General features: G+C 36.6%; 17 protein-coding genes and 1 riboswitch. Of the genes, 7 read left to right on the forward strand and 10 right to left on the reverse strand.

The features are described from left to right. The first annotated feature begins 245 nt into the window (after nucleotides 1-245). On the forward strand, nucleotides 246-677 hold the full coding sequence (locus V6255_RS07710) for a universal stress protein (RefSeq protein ID WP_341627625.1): 432 nt from the start codon (nucleotides 246-248) through the stop codon (nucleotides 675-677). Nucleotides 678-854: 177 nt separating this feature from the next. Here V6255_RS07710 and V6255_RS07715 read toward each other — a convergent pair whose 3' ends face one another. Beyond that, nucleotides 855-2,717, reverse strand: coding sequence for a PhoX family phosphatase (locus V6255_RS07715; RefSeq protein ID WP_341627626.1), 1,863 nt, complete (start codon nucleotides 2,715-2,717; stop codon nucleotides 855-857). A gap of 412 nt (nucleotides 2,718-3,129) precedes the next feature. Here V6255_RS07715 and V6255_RS07720 point away from each other — a divergent pair, with 412 nt between their 5' ends. Beyond that, nucleotides 3,130-3,381, forward strand: a complete 252-nt coding sequence (locus V6255_RS07720) for a TIGR03643 family protein (RefSeq protein WP_025563365.1) — start codon at nucleotides 3,130-3,132, stop codon at nucleotides 3,379-3,381. A gap of 71 nt (nucleotides 3,382-3,452) precedes the next feature. Here V6255_RS07720 and V6255_RS07725 read toward each other — a convergent pair whose 3' ends face one another. Then, complete coding sequence (locus V6255_RS07725) at nucleotides 3,453-4,382, reverse strand: patatin family protein (RefSeq protein ID WP_341627627.1); 930 nt, start codon at nucleotides 4,380-4,382, stop codon at nucleotides 3,453-3,455. Nucleotides 4,383-4,708: 326 nt separating this feature from the next. Here V6255_RS07725 and V6255_RS07730 point away from each other — a divergent pair, with 326 nt between their 5' ends. Together V6255_RS07730 and V6255_RS07735 are read left to right on the forward strand one after the other, a co-directional pair. After that, nucleotides 4,709-5,041 (forward strand): hypothetical protein, encoded by a 333-nt coding sequence (locus V6255_RS07730; protein WP_341627628.1) that lies wholly within the window; start codon nucleotides 4,709-4,711, stop codon nucleotides 5,039-5,041. A gap of 582 nt (nucleotides 5,042-5,623) precedes the next feature. Further along, nucleotides 5,624-5,992: a VOC family protein gene (locus V6255_RS07735; RefSeq protein ID WP_341627629.1), complete on the forward strand. Its 369-nt coding sequence runs from the start codon at nucleotides 5,624-5,626 to the stop codon at nucleotides 5,990-5,992. Nucleotides 5,993-7,110: 1,118 nt separating this feature from the next. On the opposite strand, the gene V6255_RS07740 is transcribed toward V6255_RS07735, so the two are convergent. After that, nucleotides 7,111-7,803: a cupin domain-containing protein gene (locus V6255_RS07740; RefSeq protein ID WP_341627630.1), complete on the reverse strand. Its 693-nt coding sequence runs from the start codon at nucleotides 7,801-7,803 to the stop codon at nucleotides 7,111-7,113. A gap of 205 nt (nucleotides 7,804-8,008) precedes the next feature. Between V6255_RS07740 and V6255_RS07745 the strand changes: the two genes are divergently transcribed. Beyond that, on the forward strand, nucleotides 8,009-8,527 hold the full coding sequence (locus V6255_RS07745) for a TetR/AcrR family transcriptional regulator (RefSeq protein ID WP_341627631.1): 519 nt from the start codon (nucleotides 8,009-8,011) through the stop codon (nucleotides 8,525-8,527). Nucleotides 8,528-8,834: 307 nt separating this feature from the next. Beyond that, the gene (locus V6255_RS07750; RefSeq protein WP_341627632.1) at nucleotides 8,835-9,662 is read left to right on the forward strand and encodes a CmcJ/NvfI family oxidoreductase; all 828 of its coding nucleotides are present in this window, start codon (nucleotides 8,835-8,837) and stop codon (nucleotides 9,660-9,662) included. 350 nt (nucleotides 9,663-10,012) lie between these two features. Here the strand turns inward: V6255_RS07750 and V6255_RS07755 are convergent, their stop codons facing one another. After that, nucleotides 10,013-10,291 (reverse strand): DUF1330 domain-containing protein, encoded by a 279-nt coding sequence (locus V6255_RS07755; protein ID WP_341627633.1) that lies wholly within the window; start codon nucleotides 10,289-10,291, stop codon nucleotides 10,013-10,015. Between the two features lie 116 nt (nucleotides 10,292-10,407). Between V6255_RS07755 and V6255_RS07760 the strand changes: the two genes are divergently transcribed. Beyond that, nucleotides 10,408-11,310, forward strand: a complete 903-nt coding sequence (locus tag V6255_RS07760; RefSeq protein WP_341627634.1) for a LysR family transcriptional regulator — start codon at nucleotides 10,408-10,410, stop codon at nucleotides 11,308-11,310. Between the two features lie 1,113 nt (nucleotides 11,311-12,423). Here the strand turns inward: V6255_RS07760 and V6255_RS07765 are convergent. The 6 genes from V6255_RS07765 to V6255_RS07790 form a co-directional block, all read right to left on the reverse strand. Next, nucleotides 12,424-12,555 (reverse strand): hypothetical protein, encoded by a 132-nt coding sequence (locus tag V6255_RS07765; RefSeq protein WP_341627635.1) that lies wholly within the window; start codon nucleotides 12,553-12,555, stop codon nucleotides 12,424-12,426. A gap of 427 nt (nucleotides 12,556-12,982) precedes the next feature. Continuing rightward, nucleotides 12,983-15,949, reverse strand: a complete 2,967-nt coding sequence (locus tag V6255_RS07770; protein ID WP_341627636.1) for a COR domain-containing protein — start codon at nucleotides 15,947-15,949, stop codon at nucleotides 12,983-12,985. A 906-nt stretch (nucleotides 15,950-16,855) separates the two neighbouring features. Continuing rightward, a complete protein-coding gene (gene ribB / locus V6255_RS07775) occupies nucleotides 16,856-17,503 on the reverse strand; it encodes a 3,4-dihydroxy-2-butanone-4-phosphate synthase (RefSeq protein WP_160060322.1) in 648 nt (215 codons plus the stop codon). A 94-nt stretch (nucleotides 17,504-17,597) separates the two neighbouring features. Further along, a riboswitch (FMN riboswitch) is annotated at nucleotides 17,598-17,774 on the reverse strand. Between the two features lie 294 nt (nucleotides 17,775-18,068). Further along, on the reverse strand, nucleotides 18,069-20,378 hold the full coding sequence (locus tag V6255_RS07780; protein WP_341627637.1) for a beta-1,3-glucanase family protein: 2,310 nt from the start codon (nucleotides 20,376-20,378) through the stop codon (nucleotides 18,069-18,071). Nucleotides 20,379-20,777: 399 nt separating this feature from the next. Then, nucleotides 20,778-22,856 (reverse strand): DUF4962 domain-containing protein, encoded by a 2,079-nt coding sequence (locus V6255_RS07785; protein ID WP_341627638.1) that lies wholly within the window; start codon nucleotides 22,854-22,856, stop codon nucleotides 20,778-20,780. Between the two features lie 575 nt (nucleotides 22,857-23,431). After that, the gene (locus V6255_RS07790; protein WP_341627639.1) at nucleotides 23,432-23,821 is read right to left on the reverse strand and encodes a DUF3461 family protein; all 390 of its coding nucleotides are present in this window, start codon (nucleotides 23,819-23,821) and stop codon (nucleotides 23,432-23,434) included. Between the last annotated feature and the right edge of the window lie 256 nt (nucleotides 23,822-24,077).

Below are 24,077 nucleotides of genomic sequence, written 5' to 3' on the forward strand. Positions count from 1 at the left end.
CGTTGGACCTAGGGCATAAATAATAGGTCTAGCCTTAACGTTAGACCTTAATCCTAAATAATAAGCTTAACCTTTAATGATAGACCTAATTTTTAACGCACGCTTAGCGATTCAATGGACTATTGATTTAAATCATCCATCCCTTAAAAACCTCTAAAATTATCAAATAATGTGCTCTAAGCATGATGTTGAGGCAAGTTTTAGGACTAATATGATTAAGGTAGAGTTAACTAAGGAGAATACTGATGAGTTATAGTCATATTTTAGTTGCCGTTGATTTTGAAGAAGATAACCAACAGGTTATTGATAGAGCAGTTAAATTAGCAAAACCTTTACATGCTGATCTGTCGCTAGTGCATGTTAATGAAGTCATCAATGAAATTGGGTTCACTGGATTGATGGATTTAGATGTGGCTAATTTATCTTCTCACTATAGTGTTGATGATTTAAGCGCAAGGTTAAACAAGTTAGCAGACAGCATTGATTATAAAGTGAAACATAAATACGTAGTTAATGGTGACATAAAGCATAGTTTAGAAGGGCCTGTACAAGAGGCGGGTATTGATTTAATTATATGTGGACATCATCATCATTTTTGGAGTCGTTTAAGTCCGACAGTAGGTGGGCTTGTTAATACGTCACCCGTTGATTTATTGATTGTTGCGTTAATTGATTGATATAAAAATTTTGCTCAAAAGCTTTGCTACAAAAGTATCGTTGTAAAGGCATTGCCTCAACTTATTGGCATAAAGCCATTAATATAAACGCTATTAGATAAAAGGCATTAATAGGAATCTATTAATGCCTTTTTGTTCGCTGTTATTCGTAAGACGTTCAGTTAACGCTTACCAACCTTAACTGCCCACCACTCCGCCGTCATCTTTTGTGATTGCCACAATCGTTGAACGAGGTTTATTATCGCCACCAGCAGGGAAGTGACCGCTAGGGTGCTGAATACCCACAAACATGGTTTTTTGATCTTCTGAGAAAGTTAACCCTGTTACTTCAGAACCTATTGGCCCAGTTAAGAAGCGACGCACTTCACCGGTCATTGGGTCGCCACATAACATTTGGTTGTTACCTTGGCCTGCGAAATCACCTTCGTTTGAATAGTTACCATCAGTTTGAATCCATAAACGACCTGCTTTATCAAAGCCAATACCGTCAGGGCTGTTAAACATATTATCTTCATTGATGTTGGCACTACCTGCGTATAAATCACCTTTATGAACCGTTGGGTTACCAGCAATTAAGTATAAATCCCATTTGAACGTATTGTCTGCATGGTTACCATCAGTCGGCATCCAACGTACTATTTGTCCATAGTGGTTTTCAGCACGAGGGTTTGGCCCATCTACATCTTGACCTTCTTTAACACCGCGGTTTTTATTGTTAGTCAGTGTACAGAAAACATGTTTATTATCTGGATGAACAGCAATCCATTCAGGTCTATCCATGGTGGTTGCTGACACTTGTGTTGCGGCTTTACGTGCAAAAATCATCACTTCAGCTTGGCTATTAAAGCCATTTTCTTTGGTTAAGCCGTTTTTACCGTAAGTTAACTCAATCCACTCACCATCGCCCTCTAGTTTGTCGGCATGCATATTAAACTTAGCAACGTATAACGTACCTTCTTCCAGTAGTTGACGGTTAGCACTGTCATTGCCTGCTTGGTATTTATGCTTAGAAACAAATTTGTAGATATGCTCGCCACGTTCATCATCACCTAAATACACAACAGCGTGACCATCATCATTGATAACAAAAGCTGCATTTTCATGTTTGAAGCGACCTAATGCAGTACGTTTTAATGGCGTTGATGTTGGATCTTTAGGATCAATCTCTACGATCCAACCAAAACGGTTTGGTTCATTTGGGTTTTTTGCAAGGTCAAAACGCTCATCAAAGTTATGCCATTGATATTTACTTTGAGTTGCTTCTACACCGTAACGCTTGTAGTTGTCATCCAGTGCGACTTCTTCTTCTGCACCAAAGAAACCATTAAAGTTCTCTTCACAAGTTAAGTAAGTGCCCCATGGTGTGTGGCCATTTGAACAGTTATTAATAGTACCAAGTACTTTTTTCCCCGTTGGATCTGCTTTGGTTTTTAATAAATCATGACCTGCAGCTGGGCCTGTTACGTGCATTTCAGTATTGGCTGTAATACGACGGTTAACTTTACCTTTAGGATCCATTATCCATTTACCGTCTTTTCTCACTAGTTCAACAACAGTTACCCCTAAGGCAGCTTGTGCTTTTTTAACATCATCAGCGGTCATTGCTTTGCCTTGATGATCAAATAGGTATTCGTAGTTTGTATATTCATTATTTACAGCAAGAATGGCATGGTCTTTTGATAATGGAAATACACTCATACCATCAGTATTGTCACCAAATTGCATTGCTTGTGCTGTTGAATCTTGTTTACCATTTGCATTGAATGCAGGTGCATTGGTAAAGATTGGGTCACCCCATGACATAAGGTTGCTGATGCTGTAGCCCTTTGGAACGATGACAGTATCATTAGTAGAAGCTGGCACTTGCATGAAGTTTAATAACTTACTATCCATATTCGCAGCGATAGCTTTGGCTACAGGGTTTAACGCTAGAAATGCACCTGCACCAACCGCAGCGGTTCCCATTAGGAAGCTACGGCGTGATAAACGTGCATCAATCATGTTACTAAAATCAGTTTCTTTATCTAATAAATCCGTCATCGTATTGCCTTATTTATTGGGGGGAACAATACCAATCACACTAATTAACTTATCTATTTTACTGGTTAAAATAATTTATTTATTCACTGCTATTTTCGTAAAGGGATAGACCGTTGCGAAACTTACGCTTTAAACTAAATCATTTTTTCTGCGTAAAATGTAAAACTCTTATTAATATAATGGGTATAAGTAAAACGAGCTTTAGACTAAAGCAGAAATATGACAGGTTTATTACGTTTGATTATTTGGAGATCATTAGACATCGCTGGTGGTTTTACTTCTCTTTCATGAGCTTAATTAATTCATATAAAAATTCATATAAACAATCCATATAAATTAAAGAAGCAGTAAACCCTAATCTTGTTATTAACGTATTAGTGTTTTTAAGTGAAAACTGAATGGGATGTTGATAATGGTATTGAGTGATAGCGAAGAGTCTAGAGTGATTGAAATGGCGTGGGAAGATAGAACCCCTTTTGAAGCTATTGAAGATCAATTCGGTTTAGATGAAAAAGCCTTAATTAGCTTTATGCGTAATAAATTGAAGTTGGGAAGCTTCAAGCTATGGCGCAGTAGAGTGACGGGCAGAAAAACCAAACACTTAAAATTAAGATCACCAGATATAGACAGAGCTTATTGTTCTACTCAATACAAACACAGATAGTTAATCTTTTAGTGGTTAACCGTCTGTATTTTATCACCTGTACTTTATCATCTGTACTTTACAGGTAACCTCTAATGTATTTTAAATTGTTGGGCAGACTGACTCTCTAAAAACGCAGTCCCTATTTCATACCCCATTTTATAATCGGCCATCAGAGCCTGATCGCTACTACCTAATAGGCTGCTTGCTAATTTTTGTGGTGGCGCAATCTCAATCACTTTCGCATCTTCTGGTGGAGTATGAATAAATTTAATGGCGTCGTTGTAAGCATTTTCATGACCAGTAATAATATCTAACACCTTAGGGCATGAGTTGGTTTTACATACCCAAGATTTCAACTTGTGTGCCCAAGGTGAACGAATACTGCGGTTCGCAGGGGCTGTACGCAATACAATGATATTCTTTGCGCCACGATCATAAGCCTCTTGAATAGGAATAGGGATGGCAACGCCACCATCAACGTAATTCACATCTCCAATCGCGACCCCTTTTTTGTATAAATAAGGTAGAGCGCTTGATGCTTTTAACATAGTAAGCCAGCTGTCAGCGGTGGGTTCAAGAAACGCTGGACGAAACCCTTCCATATTGGTGGCAGAGAAAAGCAGTTGGCGACCCTGTAATTGATTTTGTGCGCAATTCATATTCAGTTGGTACTCAGGCTCGGATACGCGGTCAAAATACCAATCAAGATCCATCGCGTTACGCTTTGAAAAAGAACGCTTCATATTAAAAAAATCAGGGTGTCTCGATAACTGCATGATAGAACGTTTAGCGTATCCCGCTTGTCGTGTCATATAAGTTGATAGGTTTTGAGCGCCAGCTGACGTCCCAATGAGTAATGAAAAAGGGTTAAAGTCCTGTGCTAACCAACTATCCAATACACCGGCTGTAAAAATACCACGTTGTCCGCCACCTTCAACCACTAAGGCTGTGCCTTTAATCGGTGCAGTTGCAGGACAGTTTGGTGTATTAAATGATTTATTTTCTAGTGTTGGTTTCATGAGACTTCCCTATTTGTTTCGTACAATATACTTAAACTTTATAAATAGGTTAAATCGTTTTATTTTCTTAAATTGATAGGTCTTGGTTATTATAAAAATAAAAGTTAATTTTACCCATTAAAGTTATTGTGAGTTTGCTTATCAGAAATTAGGTAAAATCAATACAAAAGGGAGCGGGTGTTGTAATATCTCTCAATAACTTATTTACATATTAAAATCAGTTTATTGTAATTAACGCTTATTACACTTAATTTATTGAGTAATAAAAACAACCGTTTAGCCAGTTTAGACTCAATTAAAAATTTTACTTATTAAAGAAGAACAACATGACCCAATCTAAATTATTACCATACCGACTACCGTTATCTATTTTTGTTTTCTTTATTGCCTATATGGCATTAACCCATACCCCATTAGGTTATATCTCTTCGTTGACGAGTCAGTTAATCGGTTATTTTTATAGTGCGTTTGATGTGGTAAAAGAAACAGAGCAAGTCACGTTAATTTATGCACTTTTAGCGGGCGTTGTAGGGCACTTCTGGTTTAGTAAATTGTGTAAAGTAGACGTTAAAGCAAACCAGAAAACCTTACTAAAAGGATTAGGTGCCTTAGTATTAATTATCCTAGCCTATGGTTATAACTTGGTGCAACAAGCCTAAAAAATTAACATTAAAAAGTACTTCTTTTTAGCGTAATAGGGTTTATTAGTTTGTTTAATGAACCTTATTCTCCTCATCAATCTATTTACAAAATGACTTGTAGAATGACGTATAAAATAGCTTTATAAATAATGTTATTACTTACTTTTTTATTCTATTAATATTTAATCTGCTTAATTTTCTACTTTAATTATTCACTTTAATTATTATTTTAAATAATTTTTTAAAATAAATTCACCCACTTTATCATCAATTAAAAATGCCTTTTAATCTCGATTTTTCCTTTTTATATTGTCAGGTAAATACGTGTAATCGTTTGTTAATTAATAATAAATTAAATTATTTTTAGCCTATTAAAATTTGATCCCATACCACTATTTCCAATCGTCTCCCTTAAAGTTATTGTTACTTTTTGTCATTAATTGTCATATTATTTTTAAATAATTATTGACTATCTACCGATAGGTATATAAATTTATAGGCACTTAGCAAGTAAAGCACCTCCTCATAGACTGCTATTTTTGCTGATATTTTTTACATACTAAACATCAACTTTATAATTTTAAAACAGGGATTACGATAATGATTGGATATACAACGATTGGTTCAAAAGACTTAGATAAAGCAGTTTCATTTTACGATTCATTACTTGAATTAGTTGGTGGTAAAAGAGTAATGGAAATGGACCGTATTAAGTTTTACGGAACAGATGCTGGTGGCGCGATGCTAGCTGTGTGTACACCGCACGACAATAAAGAACAAAGTTGTGGTAATGGCCAACAAATTGCTATCCCTGGTGGTTCAATTGAAGGTGCACAAGCGCTTTACAATAAAGCGATTGAATTAGGCGCTACTTGTGCCGGTGAACCTGGTCAACGTTTTGACTTCTTCTATGGTTCGTATGTTTTTGACCTAGATGGAAACAAACTTTGTTTCTTCCATATGACATAAGTCAGCACTAAAGTAGCTGATATAAAGTAATTTGAGTCACTTTACATCACCTTGTACAAGGACCAATGCTCTTATAGCTTGTGTAACTATTTGATTAGTTTATATAACCGATAGGATCATCGTCCTTGTTCATTTTCTGCCTTCTCTAAGCACAGCTTTACCTCATATCTAAAACCACCTTTTTAAAGCAATATAGACTTAGCTTGTTCGCTAGAAAAAATCCCCCAACCGTGAATAACCTCAACTCTGGATAAGCAAAGCGATACAACACCGCTATTTCCGCGTATTTCTGCGTTAAATTATTTCTCAATAACCCGTTATTGCTTCAATAATTCGCCTTGAACTACGCAAAACTAACGGCACTGCATAGTAATACCAATCACACTAATTAACTGATCTATTTTACTTGTTAAAATAACTTATTTCTTCGTTGTAAATTTCGTAAAGGGAACAACCATTTAGCTCAATTTACGCCTTAAACTAAGTCATTTTTCCTGTGCAAAATTTAGATCACTTATTTAATGTAATCGGTATAAAAAATAATACCTTCTGATTTTAAATATAATGCCGCTTTCATTAACCAGAGTTGAGGTTAAATAATTAAACTCACTAAACATTATTAATCTATGCATTACTAATATAAGCAATACTTAGCCTTATTATATTAATCCAACTCTACGTAAATCTATTTCAAAGCTAACCGATATGTATGTCAACACTATAGCTGTTTTAGTCTTTATAGGAGGTGGTGTGATAACTGTTGAGCAATGGCGCAGGTGACGTTGGATTGTTGTAATCGTTGGGCTGAGATAGCTGAATTTATATCGCTGGGTTGCATAACGGAAACGGAGCGATACCAGTTTAGTTACATAGGCTTATTTGCATAGGTTTAGTTACATAAGTATAGCGGACATAACAGAATAGCAGAGCTGGTGAGCTAGTGAGTTGGGCTTTATAGCGTCGTGTGGGTAGGAAAGTAGTTGTTCTTTAACGTCATTGATTCAAACAGTTATTAACTCACCAGTTACAAACCATAAGTAAGCTATGTTGATTCGTTAAAAAGAACAACTATTTATGCGGATTAATATGGGCATTTAATTGATCTGCATACGCTGTTGTTAGGCATTTTGCACGCGTGAAATTTGATTTTCAACATCCGTAATATGACCTGATTTTACCCAAACTTTAGCGCCATTCTTACCTGATTTAATAGTTAAACTCGTCTTTTCTGGAGTACGTAACCAACTGTGTTTAAGTAAAATATCATCGCTTTCTTGGATTGAGCCTTCAAGTATAAATAATTCAGCGCCACCTAAAGCGTCTAACGTGTATTCTGATGTCATGTCGAAATGCAATAAACTCACTTCTTCAATCTCATCTTTATACAAAGGCGTTATCGACACACCTTTATGGTTAGGTAACGGTACTTGTCCCATCTTATTCATTTGTAACCGCACATGGGTTCTATCTTCAGGTTGAAACTGCCAAAGTTTTACTAACATAACGCAACCTTGCTCTGAACCAGGCTGATGTTTTGATTGTGGTGGGTTTCTTATATAAGAGCCCGCTGGAAAGCTGCCATGCTCATCTTGAAATACACCTTCTAGTACAATAAATTCTTCTCCGCCTGTATGCACATGCTCAGTAAATTCACTGCCAGGATCGTAACTTACAATCGTCGTAGCCCTTGCGACTTCTGCACCGACTCTATCCAGAGGTTTTCGGTTAACGCCTACCATTGGAGAGGCTATCCACTCTTGTGATTGACTGTGCACAACTGCACGTTGACTAAAATCCGCCGCTATTTTCATCTTGTTCCCCTAAAGTCTTACTTAATATTTTTTTAAATACACTATGTTATATATCTACCAGTAGATAGTTATATTCTCTAGCGTATAATAAGTCAACTTTGAGCATTAATTATTATTGCTTCAAGTATTCAGTGATGTGTAATAATACTTGTAAATAGCAATGCACTGCTTGATAATTTCAGGTTCATTGATAGGAAATATAACCATGTCTAAAAAAGAAGCACTACTAAAAGCTGCTGAAGATAAAGTTCGTCTTGGTGGCTATAATAATTTTAGCTTTCGAGAAATTGCTAATGAAGTTGGCATTAAAAGTGCGAGTGTTCATTACCATTTTCCTACTAAAGCAGATTTAGGCGCTGAATTGGCTCATCAATACACTAATGCCTTTTTAGGTGCGTTAGGTGATGTGGACGACATAAAGGCTAACAATCAAAATCCTATTGACGTTTACACCCAATTATTTAGAAACGCGTTATTAACCGATAACAAAATGTGTTTATGTGGTTTGCTAGGCGCACAAAATGAAAGTTTACCGGACAAAGTGCGCCTAGAAGTAAAACGATTCTTTGATTTAAACTTAGCATGGTTAGAGCAAGCACATGTTGCCAACGGTGAAAGTGAACCATCACATGCTGCTATCTTAACCGTTAGTTTGTTAGAAGGCGCAATGATGATCAGCAAAGCGCTGAATGACCATAGCTACTTTAAACTGGCGACCAAATAACCTATAAATCTCCTTTTATTTGCACTTAATGATTCGTCGATTTAATACGTTAAGTGCAACTTCCTCTAATTAAGTTTATCGACTTAACGTCTTAAAGATAGATCCTAAAAAATTAAGATTCCTCTTTTCAATATCATCATAAATTATTATTTTTTACTTAACTTTCATTTACTTACCTTTTTATTCTTTATATTGAAGAACAAACCGAAAACACTTTCTATAAAAATTAAGTTGACAGCGAACGACTAATATTGCAACCTATCTATCTAATGGTAGGTTGTATTTTATGTTATTCTGGAGAAAGGGTATGAGCGATTACATGACTGAGAAAACAAAGCTTCATTTTATTAAAGCTGAATCTACGGCGGTGCCCGTTATTAATTACTCTGGCTTCGATGAACAGCAAGAATACAGTGATGATTATATTTTTCAGGAAACAGAAGTGATTGATGCTCGCTTAGCCAACCCTGAACAAACCTTTAGTTTAGACAAAGAAGGTTTTGAACTCGCCAGCTTTACACCAAACGAAGTTGACTTCTTAACGCCAGAAATCGTTAAATCAGATTATTACCCACAGGTTGAATCGCTTATTAAAAAGCAAACTGGGGCAACCGATGTATTCGCCTTTGACCATACCGTACGCCGTGGCATTAAAAACTCTAATCGTCATCCTGCTTACCATGTTCATAACGACTACACGCATGAAACAGGGCCAATCAGGGCACAATCAGTATTAGACGAAGCCATATTAAAACGCTTTGCTGGGAAAAGAATGATCCAGATAAATGTATGGCGTTCTATTGCAGGTGTTGTAGAGAAAGATCCCTTAGCATTTTTAGACTTTTCAACGTTAGATTCAAAAGATCTAGTGAAAGCGAAAATATCATTTAACGATATGCATTCAACAGAAAAGCACCAAGGCGAGATTTTTGCCCTTAAAAAGAATAACAATCAAAAATGGTATTACTATCCAAGAATGGATGGAACAGAAGCCATTTTAATAAAAGGGTTTGATAGTGACCCTTCTTATTCACGCTTTGCCATGCATACCGCTTTTCCGTTATTAGGGCAGGGCGATAGTGGTAAACCAAGACAAAGTATTGAAACAAGAACCTATGCTTTTTTTGATATTTAAGGTTGATTGATTGTTAGTTTGAAAGCAGCTATTCATAGTCTGTGTTCTGTTTTTCGTTTAATAGAGCAACGACCATTGTAGAGTCATATCATGATAGCTCAATAGCGATTGCGATGCCAAATGATAGCATCGCTTAGACTTATGCTGAACGATATGCGACTAAATTCAAAGTACCCATCGTTAAGCAACCTTAGATGTAGATTGAATTTTAAAGTTATTGTTTTTAATAAAATATTTTCATTTATTAATGAAAAGTTCATCCAGCGCGTTGTTGCGCTGAATAAACTGACATCAAACACCTTGTTTATTACGACAAAGCTTTATCGTTTAGTGAAAACCTGAGATCTCACTTAACTTATTAAATGAAACTGACTGTTTATTGCTTGCTCGCGCAAGGGAATAATGGCTTGATATTCAGCGCTGTTATACCAGTTTTTTGCACTTTCTTTATCTGGAAATTCAATCACTGCTTTGGATTGAAATGCCGCATCTCCATGAATGACTTCAATTGCACCTTTTGCAATAAAATGACCCGAGAATGCTTGTAACGTACCTGCAGCCAATGCACTGTATTCTGCTAGTTTCGTTTTATCTAATGCAATGACGTCTACTATCATTAATGTTTTCATTGTTTTTCCTTTTAGGTTATTGGTGTTGACATAGATTAAGAAAAAAAGAGATAGTTAACAATAACCATAAAATTAACTAACTGTTTAATAATCTGAACAATCAGATAGGCAATGCGATGAATAATATAAAATTAGCACCATTAGTATTAATATTTTCAGAGGTTGCTAAAAGGCAATCTTATACTGCTGCGGCGAAGCAATTAGGACTCAGTAAGTCGGCGGTTAGTCAGCAAATAAAACGATTAGAGAAAGAAGTTGGACAGCAATTATTAGCTCGTAATACGCGTGGAATGACGTTAACACCTGTAGGCGAACGGTTATTAACACGTAGTGAGTTGTTAAGTGATCAATTAACCCTTACCTTTCAAGAATTAGAAAGTGCGAAAGAACAACCAAGTGGCCTCTTTAAAATATCAATCCCTCCTTTTTTTAAGAAAGACATTATCATCCCAGCCGTTGCTCAGTTATGTATTGAATATCCTCAAATCGAGCCTGAAATTGTGGTGACTGGAAAGTGGCAAGATTTGATTGAACATGATTTGGATGCAAGTATCTTTGGCGGCAATCTGCAAGATTGTAATTATCGCGCTTTATCAATCGGTAAAGTAGCTGAAATTTTCTGTGCATCACCTCGTTACATCAAAAAAAATGGTCAGTTGGTAGTGATGGATGATTTATTAAACCACAAATTTATTGCCACACCTTGGCAGCAAGATGTTATCAAATTTTTTGATGAGAAAAAAAATGAATTTGAATTCCCGTTACCTCATTATGCTAAAACAAATAACTTAACCACAGTCTTAGAAATGATCATTCATGACATGGGCATTGCACTGTTTCCTGAATTTCTAGCACAGTCAGAATTAGCTAATGGACAATTAATACATGTTTTACCTAAGGTACAAGGCAGGGCATGGAACTTCTATTTCTTGCATCGTTATCAAGGTGAAAAGCCAATACACGTGACACGTTTCTATCAATTGATTTGTTATTACTTTACCAAGGCAAATAGCAAGTAATATTGTTTTAATAATTGATTGAATTATCATTTTCACACGGGAACATCTGCGCTAATCAAAGTATCGCGGTTATTTTTAGCTGTGTTTTCGCCCTGTCGGCAACATCCTTTCTTTTACCAGAAAATAAAGGATACAAAGAAACTGGCCACCGGATCGCTTTCTTATCCAACCGCTAATTATACCAATGGAATTAAATAAGTGATCAGAGATTGCTCAGGAAAAATTAGCACTAATAAGGCGTGAGTTGTAGGAGATAGTTGTTCTCACTTCAAAACTCACAACGCAGTTAGGGGGGATTTTAACCAGCAAGAATGATCACCTTATTAATTCTTTTGGTATTATCTTTCTTAACGCACCAGTTCATACAGCACATCCATGTGCTGAATGAATTGACAGCAAACGTCCTGTTTGCTGTTGCTGAAAGTCATTTATCGTTTGGGAAAGCTCAACGGTGGGGGAGTTGTAGCCACATTGAGCATCGTTTTTCTTGGCATTTTGTGGAAAAGTATTTTTAAAAGGCAAAAAATCTAAGCCCGCTATTTTTTAGCCGTTTTGAGTTTTAGTTCGTCTACGCTCGTTGTGGCAGTTTGATTGTTATTAGCAGTGTTTTCACCCTGTCGGCGACACCCTTTCTTTTACCAGAAAAGAAAGGGTGCAAAGAAACTGGCCACCGAATCGCTTTCTTATCCAAACGCTAATTGCCTTTCCTAACGCACCAGTTCATACAGCACATCCATGTGCTGAATGAACTTACAGCAAACGTCCTGTTTGCTGTTGCTGAAAGTCATTTATCGCTTGGGAAAGCCCAACGGTAGGGGAGTGGTAGCCACATTGAGCTTTGTTTTTCTTATGAGTTTGGTGGAAAAGCATTTTTAAAAGGCAAAAAATACCCAATCCCATTCTTTTTTAGCCGATTTTAGTTTTGCTTCGTCTGCGCTCATCGTGTCAGTTTGACTTTTATTAGCAGTATTTTCACCCTGTCGGCGACACCCTTTCTTTTACCAGAAAAGAAAGGATGCAAAGAAACTGGCCACCGGAGCGCTTTCTTATCCAAACGCTAATTGCCTTTCTTAACGCACCAGTTCATACAGCACATCCATGTGCTGAATGAACTTACAGCAAACGTCCTGTTTGCTGTTGCTGAAAGTCATTTATCGCTTGGGAAAGCTCAACGGTAGGGGAGTTGTAGCCACATTGAGTATCGTTTTTCTTAGGGTTTTGTGGGTAAGCATTTTTAAAAGGCAAAAAAACATACCTAACTCTATTCTTTTTTAGCCAATTTTAGTTTTGCTTCGTCTGCGCTCATTCTGACAGCTAGCTATTTATTTGCAGTGTTTTCGCCCTGTCGGCGACACCCTTTCTTTTACCAGAAAAGAAAGGATGCAAAGAAACTGGCCACCGGATCGCTTTCTTATCCAAACGCACCAGTTCATACAGCACATCCATGTGCTGAATGAACTTACAGCAAACGTCCTGTTTGCTGTTGCTGAAAGTCATTTATCGCTTGGGAAAGCTCAACGGTAGAGGAGTTGTAGCCACATTGAGTATCGTTTTTCTTGGGGTTTTGTAGAAAAGTATTTTTAAAAGACAAAAAACAAGACTTGACCCCGCTAGTCTTTATATTCAGCACCAACAGAGAAGTCTAGTTACCAATACATTCAATTATAGCTTTCTATGACGTGCTTAAAAAAGTATAGATAGTAATTAGTCCAACAATAATTCCGACCCAAACACCTATTTTTTCATACCATGGTTTTTCTGAAGATGTAGATGAATTGTTAATAGTATTTGCATCATTGTTATTTACATTACCATTTAAATTTTCAATTTTATTGGGATTGATATTACCATTATTGCCGATAATTACATTTTCACTATAAATTTTATATCTTTCTCTGTCTTCACTATCGTCGTTTTCCATTCCATACTCCCCTAATAATTCATTAATACTAATATCATTGCCATTATCACACTCAATAGTTCTTTTCCCCATTTTCTTAAATTTTTGAATCTTGCTAAATAGATGAAAGCTAGTATTTCCACTTTCCTTACACTCTGAGCATATGCAAGGAATTCTTTCTTCAACTTTAGGGTGGTTTAATGATTCATGTATTACTCCAATGTCTTTTCTTATTATAGCCAGAAGTCCCTTGGGGTCTTCACCTGAAATATTTATAGTGATCGTTTTGGCAAATGGATCGCATATTATTATTGCATTTGTATCTTCGAATGCTATATATACTCCATTTTTCCAAAATTTATCTTCGTGAATAATGTCGTGCTGACGGACAGTAAATCGAGTAATAATTCCAGCAGGCATAAAAGCATAATGATATTGAAAGCAAAGATTATCTTGGTAGTTCCATTTAAAATCTACTTGCGTAGGATTCAATAATTCAGGGAGAATGAACCCTTTGTTATTAGGCAGTTCAAAACAAAGTTCAAATTTTTTCATTAATTCTATTAAAAACATATGGCTCTCATCGGCGTAGTCTTTCCATATATTAGTTAATTCTTCAAAATTAAAACTGCCATGTTTTTCTTGGATATTACAATTATCTACAACTGCATATACTGAATCAGTAGCCCATTCAGGGTTCAATACTACATACTTTTTCAGTATAGGATTATCTTCAAAATGAAGAATAACGCCTATGTCATGGTAGTATTTCGCTATACGAGCTGCTTTTTTATTATCTATATTAAAGTCCGAACAAATATTTAGGTATTCTTTATAAGTAATATAATGCAAATCTTGTTTCGACTCTAATTCGGTCCTTATTTTTACCCACTGCTTCATTAGCTTCTTTCCAATCATCGGCAGTGACCCCATCTCTTTATAGATTCTCTCTTTTAGCTCATCTATTCCAAAATCTTTTAACGCACTGACTTTATGAAATCCAATGACATTTGGAAATTCTTTTTGAATTGCAATTTCATCAATTGCTTTTTGTCGGCTATCACACTTATTCATAACAACTAGGACTGGAGAGTTATTGCTAAGTAATTTTATAATGTTTAACCAATAATCGAAATGAGTGACATCTTGGTCACTTCTTGCTTCCCAAATAAATAAGTATAGTGAACTACTAGTTAAGAAAAATTGATGAGTAGCATGGCAAATCGCTTGCCCTGCAAAATCCCAAAGGTTAATTCTAAAGTTATTAATATCGGGGGTATTTACCATCCATTGATGTATATCGATTCCTTGAGTCGAAATATTAGGAGGTGTTTTATCAAATATTAGACGATTGGCTAAATGTGTTTTTCCTACATCTCCCTCCCCAACAATTAATAATTTTCCTTCATATAGGCTGATAGAGTCTTCAGGTTTACTTTCTTTAAATTCGTCAAAATAGTCTAAAACAGCCTCTTTCCCATCGGCAACTATTTCAACGGGGGGTTCTTCAAAAGGGTTTCCATAAAGATTGATACCTACATTAGTACCTTTTCCATCCCTACCGCCCTTCCAAATAAAATTTAACTTTAACGTACATATCCAAATGGGTAATTTAGTGATTAAATTTCCATCAATAGATATCTCTTTTAATAAAGGCATATACTGAATACACTCAGGGAATTCTGAGAGTTGATTCGAGTTAAACCTTAAAACTCTCAAGTTACATAGCTGTTCTAAGGTGCTTGGTATTTGTGTAATATTATTTTTATCAAAGATTAAAGTAATTAATGATTTGATTGCACTCACCTGTTCTGGGAATATTGTAAACTGATTATTAGAACAAACTAAAGCGTGTAATTTATTTAACTTAGCTATGGATTTGGGTAATTCGAAGAGACAATTACCGTTTAATTCTAAACCTTTTAACTCTTTTAAATATGAGATTTTTTCTGATAGATTTTCTAATAGGTTATTTGCAATGGATAATCTATTCAAAAGTGGTAAGTTGTATATCGTTTCGGGTAATTTTTTTATATGATTAAAATCAGAGATAAGTTCTGTTAAAGAAGCTAAATTACCAATAGAGTTTGGAATACACTCAATACGGTTATGACTTATGTCGAGGTGATTTAGCCCCGTTAGCTCTCCGATGTTATGAGGAATATCGGTAATAATATTTGAGCTGACATCTAATTTTTTTAAAAGAGGTAAGTTGCAGATAGTAAGTGGAAGTTTTGTGATGTTATTACCACTTACCCATATTTTTTTGAGAGACACCAATTGGCCTATTTCATCAGGTAATTCCTGTAATTTATTACTTCCAAGTCCTAGTAATTCCAAACGACTTAATTTTGATAATTCTCTAGGAAGTTTCGCTATTTGATTCCCACTCAACCAAAGTTTTTGTAATGAAATCAGCTCACATATACAAGGAGGGACTGATGTTAGTTTATTTGCTGAAATTCGTAATTCTTTTAAATTTTTAAGATGTTTAATTTCTGCAGGAATTTTTTTGATGTCATTCTGGTTGAGATCTATTTTTTCTATAAACCTGAGTTTACAGATTAGAGTCATATCCGAGATGTTTTTTCTAGGGAGACCGAGCCCGATTACTCTGCCGCCTTTTAATATATAACCAATAGTGTTTTCAACATTCTTTTTTTCAGTTAGTTGTAAGCCATAATAGTGTTGAATTTCGTCTAAGATAGACTGTTCTTCAGGTAAAATGTCCACTGGCATAAAAAGTGATCCGTAAGTAAATAATTAGTGCTAATAAAGTAAAGTAAAATCCTTAATCATTCATCATTTTACTAGTAAAAATTTGATATTATTTGTCTTTTTGTATCCTCTGAAGAAAAGTACAAATAAGTAAAAATAAAATATGGGCTTTCTTCTATCAATGGTGTTAAAAAATTATAGGTTTTATAGAAAATATAACTCACTATTCTCTCCCGTTCTATTCTTGATCTTCCCCCGCTTTAATGGTGGAAAGACGGAATAGTTTAATTTGATAAATTAGATGTTACTTTAGTGTAATGAAGCTCGAGATCAAGCGATTAAATGAAAATATAAAATCTTTCTCATGTGGAAAGGCGGGAAATTCCATATTTACTGTAGAAACACGGAATAGAGTTGTTCTATAGGTAATAAAACCTTACTCAATGCGGCTACAAATCCCCGCCGTTGAGCTTTCCCAAACAATTAACTCATTTTAGTAAAGCCAAACAGGATGTTTGGATTAGTTGAGGCTAGTGCATGGATGCACGTCCGAAACGGTACGTTTAAAATGTGTTGATTGATTGGGTTAGAAAGCGATTCGGTGCCAGCTCTCTTTGCTTACTTTCTCTGCTGGTTTAGAGAAAGTAAAGTCGCCGACAGGGCGAAATACCAAGCAAAGAATAATCAAGCTGCATCAATGAGCACAGACGAGCCAATACTCATAATGGCTATAGTATTTCCGTTGAGCGCAGACGAACTAAACTCTTAATCTTCATCGAATAATATAAAAATAATCCTGTTGTTACGATAACAAAAAAAAGGCCACCTATATCACTATAGACGGCCTACTAATATATAAATTACTTTAGCTTTAAATGTTTTGGCCACCCAAAACCACACCTAAGCTATGCCCAAGTTACACCTAAACTAGGCTACCTGCTCTGCTTTAATGTAATTCACCAAATCATCAATGCTAACTACTGGCATATCGTGCTGCTGTGCAAACTTCACCACTTCTGGCAAACGTGCCATCGAACCGTCTTCATTGCTTAACTCACAAATAACACCGGCGGGAGCAAACCCTGCTAATGTCGCTAAATCAACGGCTGCTTCTGTATGTCCTCTTCGCACTAATACACCACCTTCAACTGCTTGTAGTGGAAAAACATGGCCTGGTCGAGAGAGGTCATCTGCTGTTGCGTTTGGTGCGACTGCGGTTTTAATGGTGGTGACACGATCTGCTGCAGAAACGCCTGTTGTTACGCCGTGTTTCGCTTCGATACTAACAGTATAAGCAGTGGTATTTTGGCTGGTGTTGTTGCTGACCATTTGTGGAAGTTGTAGCTTTTGAGTGGTTTTTGTTGGTAAGCATAAACACACTATGCCACTGCCTTCACGGATCATCATCGCCATTTGTGGGGTTGTTAATGTTTCAGCAGCAAAAATAAAGTCACCTTCATTTTCTCTGTCTTCATCATCTACCACTAACACGCCTGAGCCGTTTTTGATTGATTGAATTGCATTTAATACACGAGAATGTGCATCACCGAATAAACTTAATAGAGACTGACTCATGGTATTTCCTTTGAATAGTTACCAGAATCAGGGCATTGAGAATGGCATCATCCAACAATTAGATGATGTCAATTAGCACTACAAATGTAGTGCTTTGGTTTCTCTTTCATCCGGACTTTAACCGTCGGCTCTGGAATTAAACCAGATCTGCTGACCTTTATTGCTACTATTCTTACGTTTGTTATTGCGTTAAATAATCAATAAAGCGCTCGCGGGCTCACCTAATAGGTTTACCGCCGGTGGGGAATTTCGCCCCGCCCTGAGAATTGCTAAGTTAAATTAGCGGGCAGATTTTAACGCTTACTGAATAAGGAAGATAGTTGAAATAGAAGATAGTTGGAAGAATGGCATTATTCTGACTTAATAGCACAGAGATGAAGCAGATGAACCCAATTTTTAAATGAGATCGAACAAAATAAAAAGCCATAAGTTTGGGCTGACAATAAAAAAGGCCTGCTATATCGCTAAAGAAGGCCTTACGCTTAAAACTAAAACTAAAACTAACTCAATACGTTAATTTTATTTTCAATTTCAATTTCAATTTCAAGTTTAAGCTTATGTTGGATTAGCTTAATGTTAAATCTATCCAGTTCAGATTCCAATCATCATCTGTTGCTGTTAAACGTAATGTTACCTCGCCTGCTGGTAAGGTGATGCTGTCTGACTGGGTTTCCCAATTAGCCCAACCACCTGTTGATTGAAGGGTAGTTGACGTTTCTGTCACTCCATCTACTTGAACATTGACTGCGCTGTCATCAATACTCGCGATACGATATTCAATAGTGTAGGTGCCTGCTGTTGCTACGGTTATTTGATATTCCATATAATCGCCGCTATCAATCCAACCTACATTTAGGTCTCCGTCACTATCAATGGTTGTTTCTGTTTGAATACCTGACATTGCGCTGTAATCTTCAGCTTGAATACGTGCATAGCCTTGTTCATCAAAACTACTTTCAGAACTGCTAGTGGTTTCATCTAAGGTAAGATCTATCCAGTTAATGTTCCAGTTATCATCTGTTGCAAGTAAACGAAGGGTGATATCACCTGCAGGTAAGGTAAGCGTGTCTAATTGTGTTGTCCAAATGTCCCAACTCCCTGTTGATTCAAAGGTGGTGGTGAGCACTGTTTCGCCATCTACTTGAACTTCTACAGCGCCTTCAACATCAATGCTCGAGATACGGTAGGCAATGGTGTAATCACCTGCTGTGTCTATCGTCAGGCTGTATTCCATGTAATCGCCAGCGTCAATCCAGCCTACATTTAAGTCACCACTGCTGTCAGTGGTGGTTTGTGTTTGAATACCAGACATCGCGCTGTAATCTTCTGCTTGAATACGCACGGTTGTGTCATTACTGTAATCACCATCATTAACTTCAACGGTAATACTCGCTGACACAGTTCCATCATAGCTACTGACGGTGATGGTTGATGTACCTGTTGTTAGTGCTGTCACAAGACCATCTACTACTGTCGCCACTGCGGTATCACTTGATTCCCAAACGATGGCATCATTATCTACATCAGTAGGTAATAAAGTTGATTCTAGTTGTGATGTTTCGTCACTACTAAGGCTTAAGCTACTTTCAGATAAGGTAATTGATTCAGGTGCGACATAAGGGTCATCAACAAATCCACCAATAGTGATTTTTACTGATTCAGGTGTTGTGCTTTGTATTGTTGATGAGTAATCAAATACATCATCATAAGCAAAAGCATAGGTTTCACCTTCAAAGCTAATGTCTTCAGAGTGGAAGAATGCAACATATTCGTTGTGCGTTGTGGTGTCGCTAAAGTAAGTACTAAGATCTGACCATTCTAATAGTTCACCACTTTTAGCATCAAGGTCGATAGCACCACGGTTGAATGCTGCACTAAAGTGTTTTTGAATGTTTAAATCCGCATTAACATCTCCGGTACTTTCTACATCTTCAGCTAATACGCCACTGGCTTCTAAAATTTCTAGCGTGTCAGGTTTCGCGGAGATCATGCCGATGGTGCCATCACTTTCATTGGTAAAGATGAATTGATCATCAACAACAATGCCAGACCAAACGCCAGCATCACCAATGCTTAAGTACATAGGTTCATCGGTATAACGCGCCCATACAGCATCAACATAATCAGAGAAATAGCTACTGTCACTTTCTCCATCTTGGAAAGAGGTGCTTTTTGATGGGTTTAAAATAATGCCTAAGTCTTCGTCAAGCGAACCTTGAAAAGCCTCTCCGACACGTGAAGTCCATTCTTCAAGAATATCTTCGTGGGCTAATACTTCACCAACACGTTTATAAAAACCGTCTGTGCCCCAAACTTCAAGGCCCATTGGGTATTGATATGCATCTACGCGTGTTGTATTTGTCCAAAGGCCATTATCACCATAGGTTAATTCAACTAATTCATATCTGAGGTTTAGGTTAGGATCTGAATCATTTGATAATGAAGGCGCTGAATAACCACCGCCATCACCGAAAAAGTAGAGGTAAAGCGGTGACTCAAATGAGATGAAAATGCGCACTGAAGAAATAAGCGGCATGTTAATGGTTTTATCTGGGATCTCGCTGAGTAAAGTGAAAACATCTGCATACATCGCGTTTGCACCTGGACCATAATTACCATTATAAACAGGCCCTTTTAATGTGTTGTTTTCCACTGACATTTCATTCACTTCGCCAGTGGCCATATCTATCCAAACGTCGGTATCATCTACTTTACCCACAAGGGCTACATAGACTTTTTCATCGCTAAATTCTGAAATATTATTGATGACGTAGGGAAGGGGTAATGTTTGTGCGGTGACTTTACTGATGAAAAAGCTACACAGTAAAACAAGTAACATTGGTATCACGGTTTGCATTTTCTTTTTGATTATCATGTCATTTATATCCTTAGGTTATGAGTAGTTCTATCTTGAGTTTTAGGACTAGTTAGTTCCATTCAGTGGGATAATTCATGCTGATAACAATCGTAATGAGAAAATGGCTGTGATTGTTGAGTTTAGTTTTTTAATGAAATGTATGCCGCTCCAATGGCATAGATAAACCTGCATTTTAAGGTTTATTAAAAAGCTAATGATAAGCTTTATTAAACAGTTAATAACGGCAGAAAAGCACCGTTTTTTTCATAATAAAAAAGGCTGCTTATATCACTATAAGCAGCCTTCTTAATATTGAAAAGCTAAGTCATATTACAACTCAGTCGTATTGAAACTAAGTTGTATTAAAACTAAGCCAGAAATATAACGTTATGGTGTTATACCTCTATAGTAATTAGCTTAAAGCTCAATCACTACCACTTCACCATCAATCGTTAACTCTAAAGAATTACCCACTAATTTATGTGACACTTCAGTTTTAGGGCCGTTCAATTTACTTGGTACTAACAGCGTTAAAATATTGTGTTCTTTTTTCGCTTTAAACTTAGCTTCAACATGGCGGTGTACTTCAAGGTCAGCGTATTCAGCTGGGTCAACTTCACCAAAACCTTCTACGTTTTCAATTGAAAGTAGGTCGTCTTTACAATCGTTGATGAATGACACGTCTAATGTTGCGTTTTCACCAATGATTTTGAAAGAATCCGCTGCAGTTTCAGTTTTGAATGTGGTGTGCAATAACCAAGTCAGATCTTGTTCTGATTTAATCGTTGCAGCATCACGCATTACAAAGACTTTACCTTTAGCAAACCAGATTTTACGTTTGTAAGATTCAAGAGCTGGGTTGTGGAATTGGTATGAAGTTGATGCATCACCTTCAACAAATAACACGTCAGATTCTGTATCGTAATCACTGATTTTACCGCCAGCTTCAATACAGTAACGATCTTGATGTTCGCCTTCAAATTTCGTTGTTGTGTTCTCAGCGTACTGACCTTTTCCATCAAATAATGGTAGGTTTTTAGAGAAGGTACGACGACGCCATTTGATATGCATATCAACACCGAAACCACCGTAGTAACCTGTGATAGACGCTAGCGTGTCACCAAATGCATGTAATGTGTATGCGTTTTGGTCACCGTGTGAATGGCTGATTGAACCAAATGGGCTACATTTATAAACCATGTGGATATGCTCTTCACGGTTTGTCATGTTGCTGTGGAATGCTGCCCAACCAGTGATTGGGAATACTTTTAGTAGCGGCTTGTTAGAAGGCGCAACTTCAGGCATATCGTTCCATAGGTAATCAAAACGTAGATCGTCGTAACCAAAGTCCCACCAACCGAAGTTGTAGAATTTTGTATGTGCTTCAGTATCACGTGCTTTTAATTGGTTGTAGTACCAAATGTATTCAGGCTTGTTGTTTACACCAGCAAAATGTTTGATGTTGTAAGCGAGTTTTAGACCTGGGAAATCACCAATACTTGATTGGTCACAGAAGCTTGCACGTTTAGAGTGAACAGGCATACAGTACATGATGAAATCACCTGTATTTTTGTAGAACTCTTTGTTGAACATGTTGATAGAGGTGTAGCTTTTTAGTAGATCAAAAGACTCCCCCAAGAAGGCCATTTGTGTGTTCCAGTAATCTGGACCTTCAGCCCATGCACCATCTTTACCGCCCCATGGTGGGTAATGCGTTGCATAGTATTCAATACCGTATTCAATGTATTCACGTGCTTTAGGGTATTCATTGTAAAGTGCGATACACGTTGGAATAACCGCTGAACTGATACTACGAACACCGTGACTGTTTAGTGGGTTAGCTAGTAAATCGACAGTCACTTTAAGGTGATGCATGATTTCTTCTAAACGTACGATCAGTGCTTGTTTTACTGTTTCACGTTCTTCATCTGTGAAATAAGCGTGTAACCAGTCAAAACCCCACGCCATTGACGCGATAACACGGAAAGCTGCTTCATCGTTGTAACCACGAGAAGTCACACCTTCTGGATCGTAAGATGCTAAGGTTAATGTCCATGCTTTTGCTTTTGCGATGATGGCTTCATCTTCTAACACGATACCTGCGATTGACAGGTTACGAGTAGCATTGAACGCTTCTTGACAGCTAACGTACATTTGACGCCAGTAAGGACGCCATAATGAAGCCTTACCAACGGTTTCTTCTGGGTAAGCTTGTGGTTCTGCATAAGGTGCAACGTCTAAGAATTTATTCGTAGAGTTGTTCATGAACGCATCAAATTTGCAGTAGCTAGCATCGTTTTTAAGATTTGCTTTGAATGCGGGAAGATCTTTACTTTGAACTAATAGGCGAGGGTGCTCAACGCTTAAGTTATCAAGGAAAGAAAGATCAATGGTAGCTTTTTCGACTTTAACTGGCATCACATCAATCAGGTTACCTGCAGACTTATCGTTTTCTAGTTTGATCGCTTTAATGGCGTCAAAAGACTTGTTAGACATTTAAAACCTCTACTTATGAAATTAATAAACTTTTATGTGCCTTTAAATAGTGTTTTATTGAACGTCGTATTTAAAGGTATTTAAATTAAATATACAGTCTAAATGAGCGTTGAAAAGCAGGTTTTATGTGTTAAAACGCACTCTATTGTAGAGCAACAAGCTTTAGCTGTAATGATAAGACCTGTAGCAATCACGGTCTTAGCGATAGCTAATTTATATCATTTGTATTACTTAATTACAATAATGTGGGTGTTGTTCAATTCCAATTTTAGGGGTCGATCACAAGGAGGGAATAGAGATATAAAAAGCAGTTCATTAAGGTTCAATATTTGAGCTTGTTTAATCTTTTTTTGAAAGGTGTTCGGAAGTTGTTTAGAAGGGGATTTGAAAGTCGTTCGTAGCCGTTTGTAAGATGATGAGTAGGTAGAGGGGCATTTGTATATTGATGGTGGTATTTTGATAGTTTCATCCTAATGAGATAGGTGTTTTAGCTGTTACCTCAATTCTACTAAAAACAAAAAGCGAACAATTAAGTTCGCTTTTGATATTCAAAGAATCGTAATGTTAAGATTCTTTTATGATAATTTATCTAATTTGTTTTCTATTTCTTGGATCTTGTTATCTACCACTGACTGTAAGTGTTTTAAGTCCGATAGAACCTGTTGTTTTAACTCTTTTTCAGTACTTACTTGTAAGCTTAAGCTATCTAACTCTTTAATTATCTTATGTAGCGTTGGGTTGATTTCAGATAATTCAGTTGTGCCTTGGATATGTTGGTTATGTTGGCCACCACTTACTGTTTTTATTTGACGCTGAAATTTATATTTGCTGCTACGGCCTATCAACATGCCAGTACTTTTACGGAAATATACTTTTAAAATATCTTTATCGCCTTCTTTGCGTAACGAATAGCGTTTGATATTTTCTGGATTGCGGATCCCGATGTCTCTAAGATTTGGATACATGACTTCTCCTTAAGTATATTTTCGATAGTAGTTTATTTGTCTTTAGTGTGAACTATCACAAAAAAATATCAATTCTTATTCTCTAAAATCCAGAATTTATAGTGATATTTCTAATATATCCTTGTTATTAATCAATATCTAACCTTGGTCAATACAGTGGAAAGTAGAGAGAATTGAGCTGTATTGAAAGCAGAGGACTGGCTGGTAAAAGTAGGGTATTAGCCGTCGTGTTATTTTGTTGGAAGTACATCAATGT

It is taken from the genome of Psychromonas arctica, from assembly GCF_038155225.1.
GTDB classification, from domain to species: domain Bacteria; phylum Pseudomonadota; class Gammaproteobacteria; order Enterobacterales; family Psychromonadaceae; genus Psychromonas; species Psychromonas arctica_B.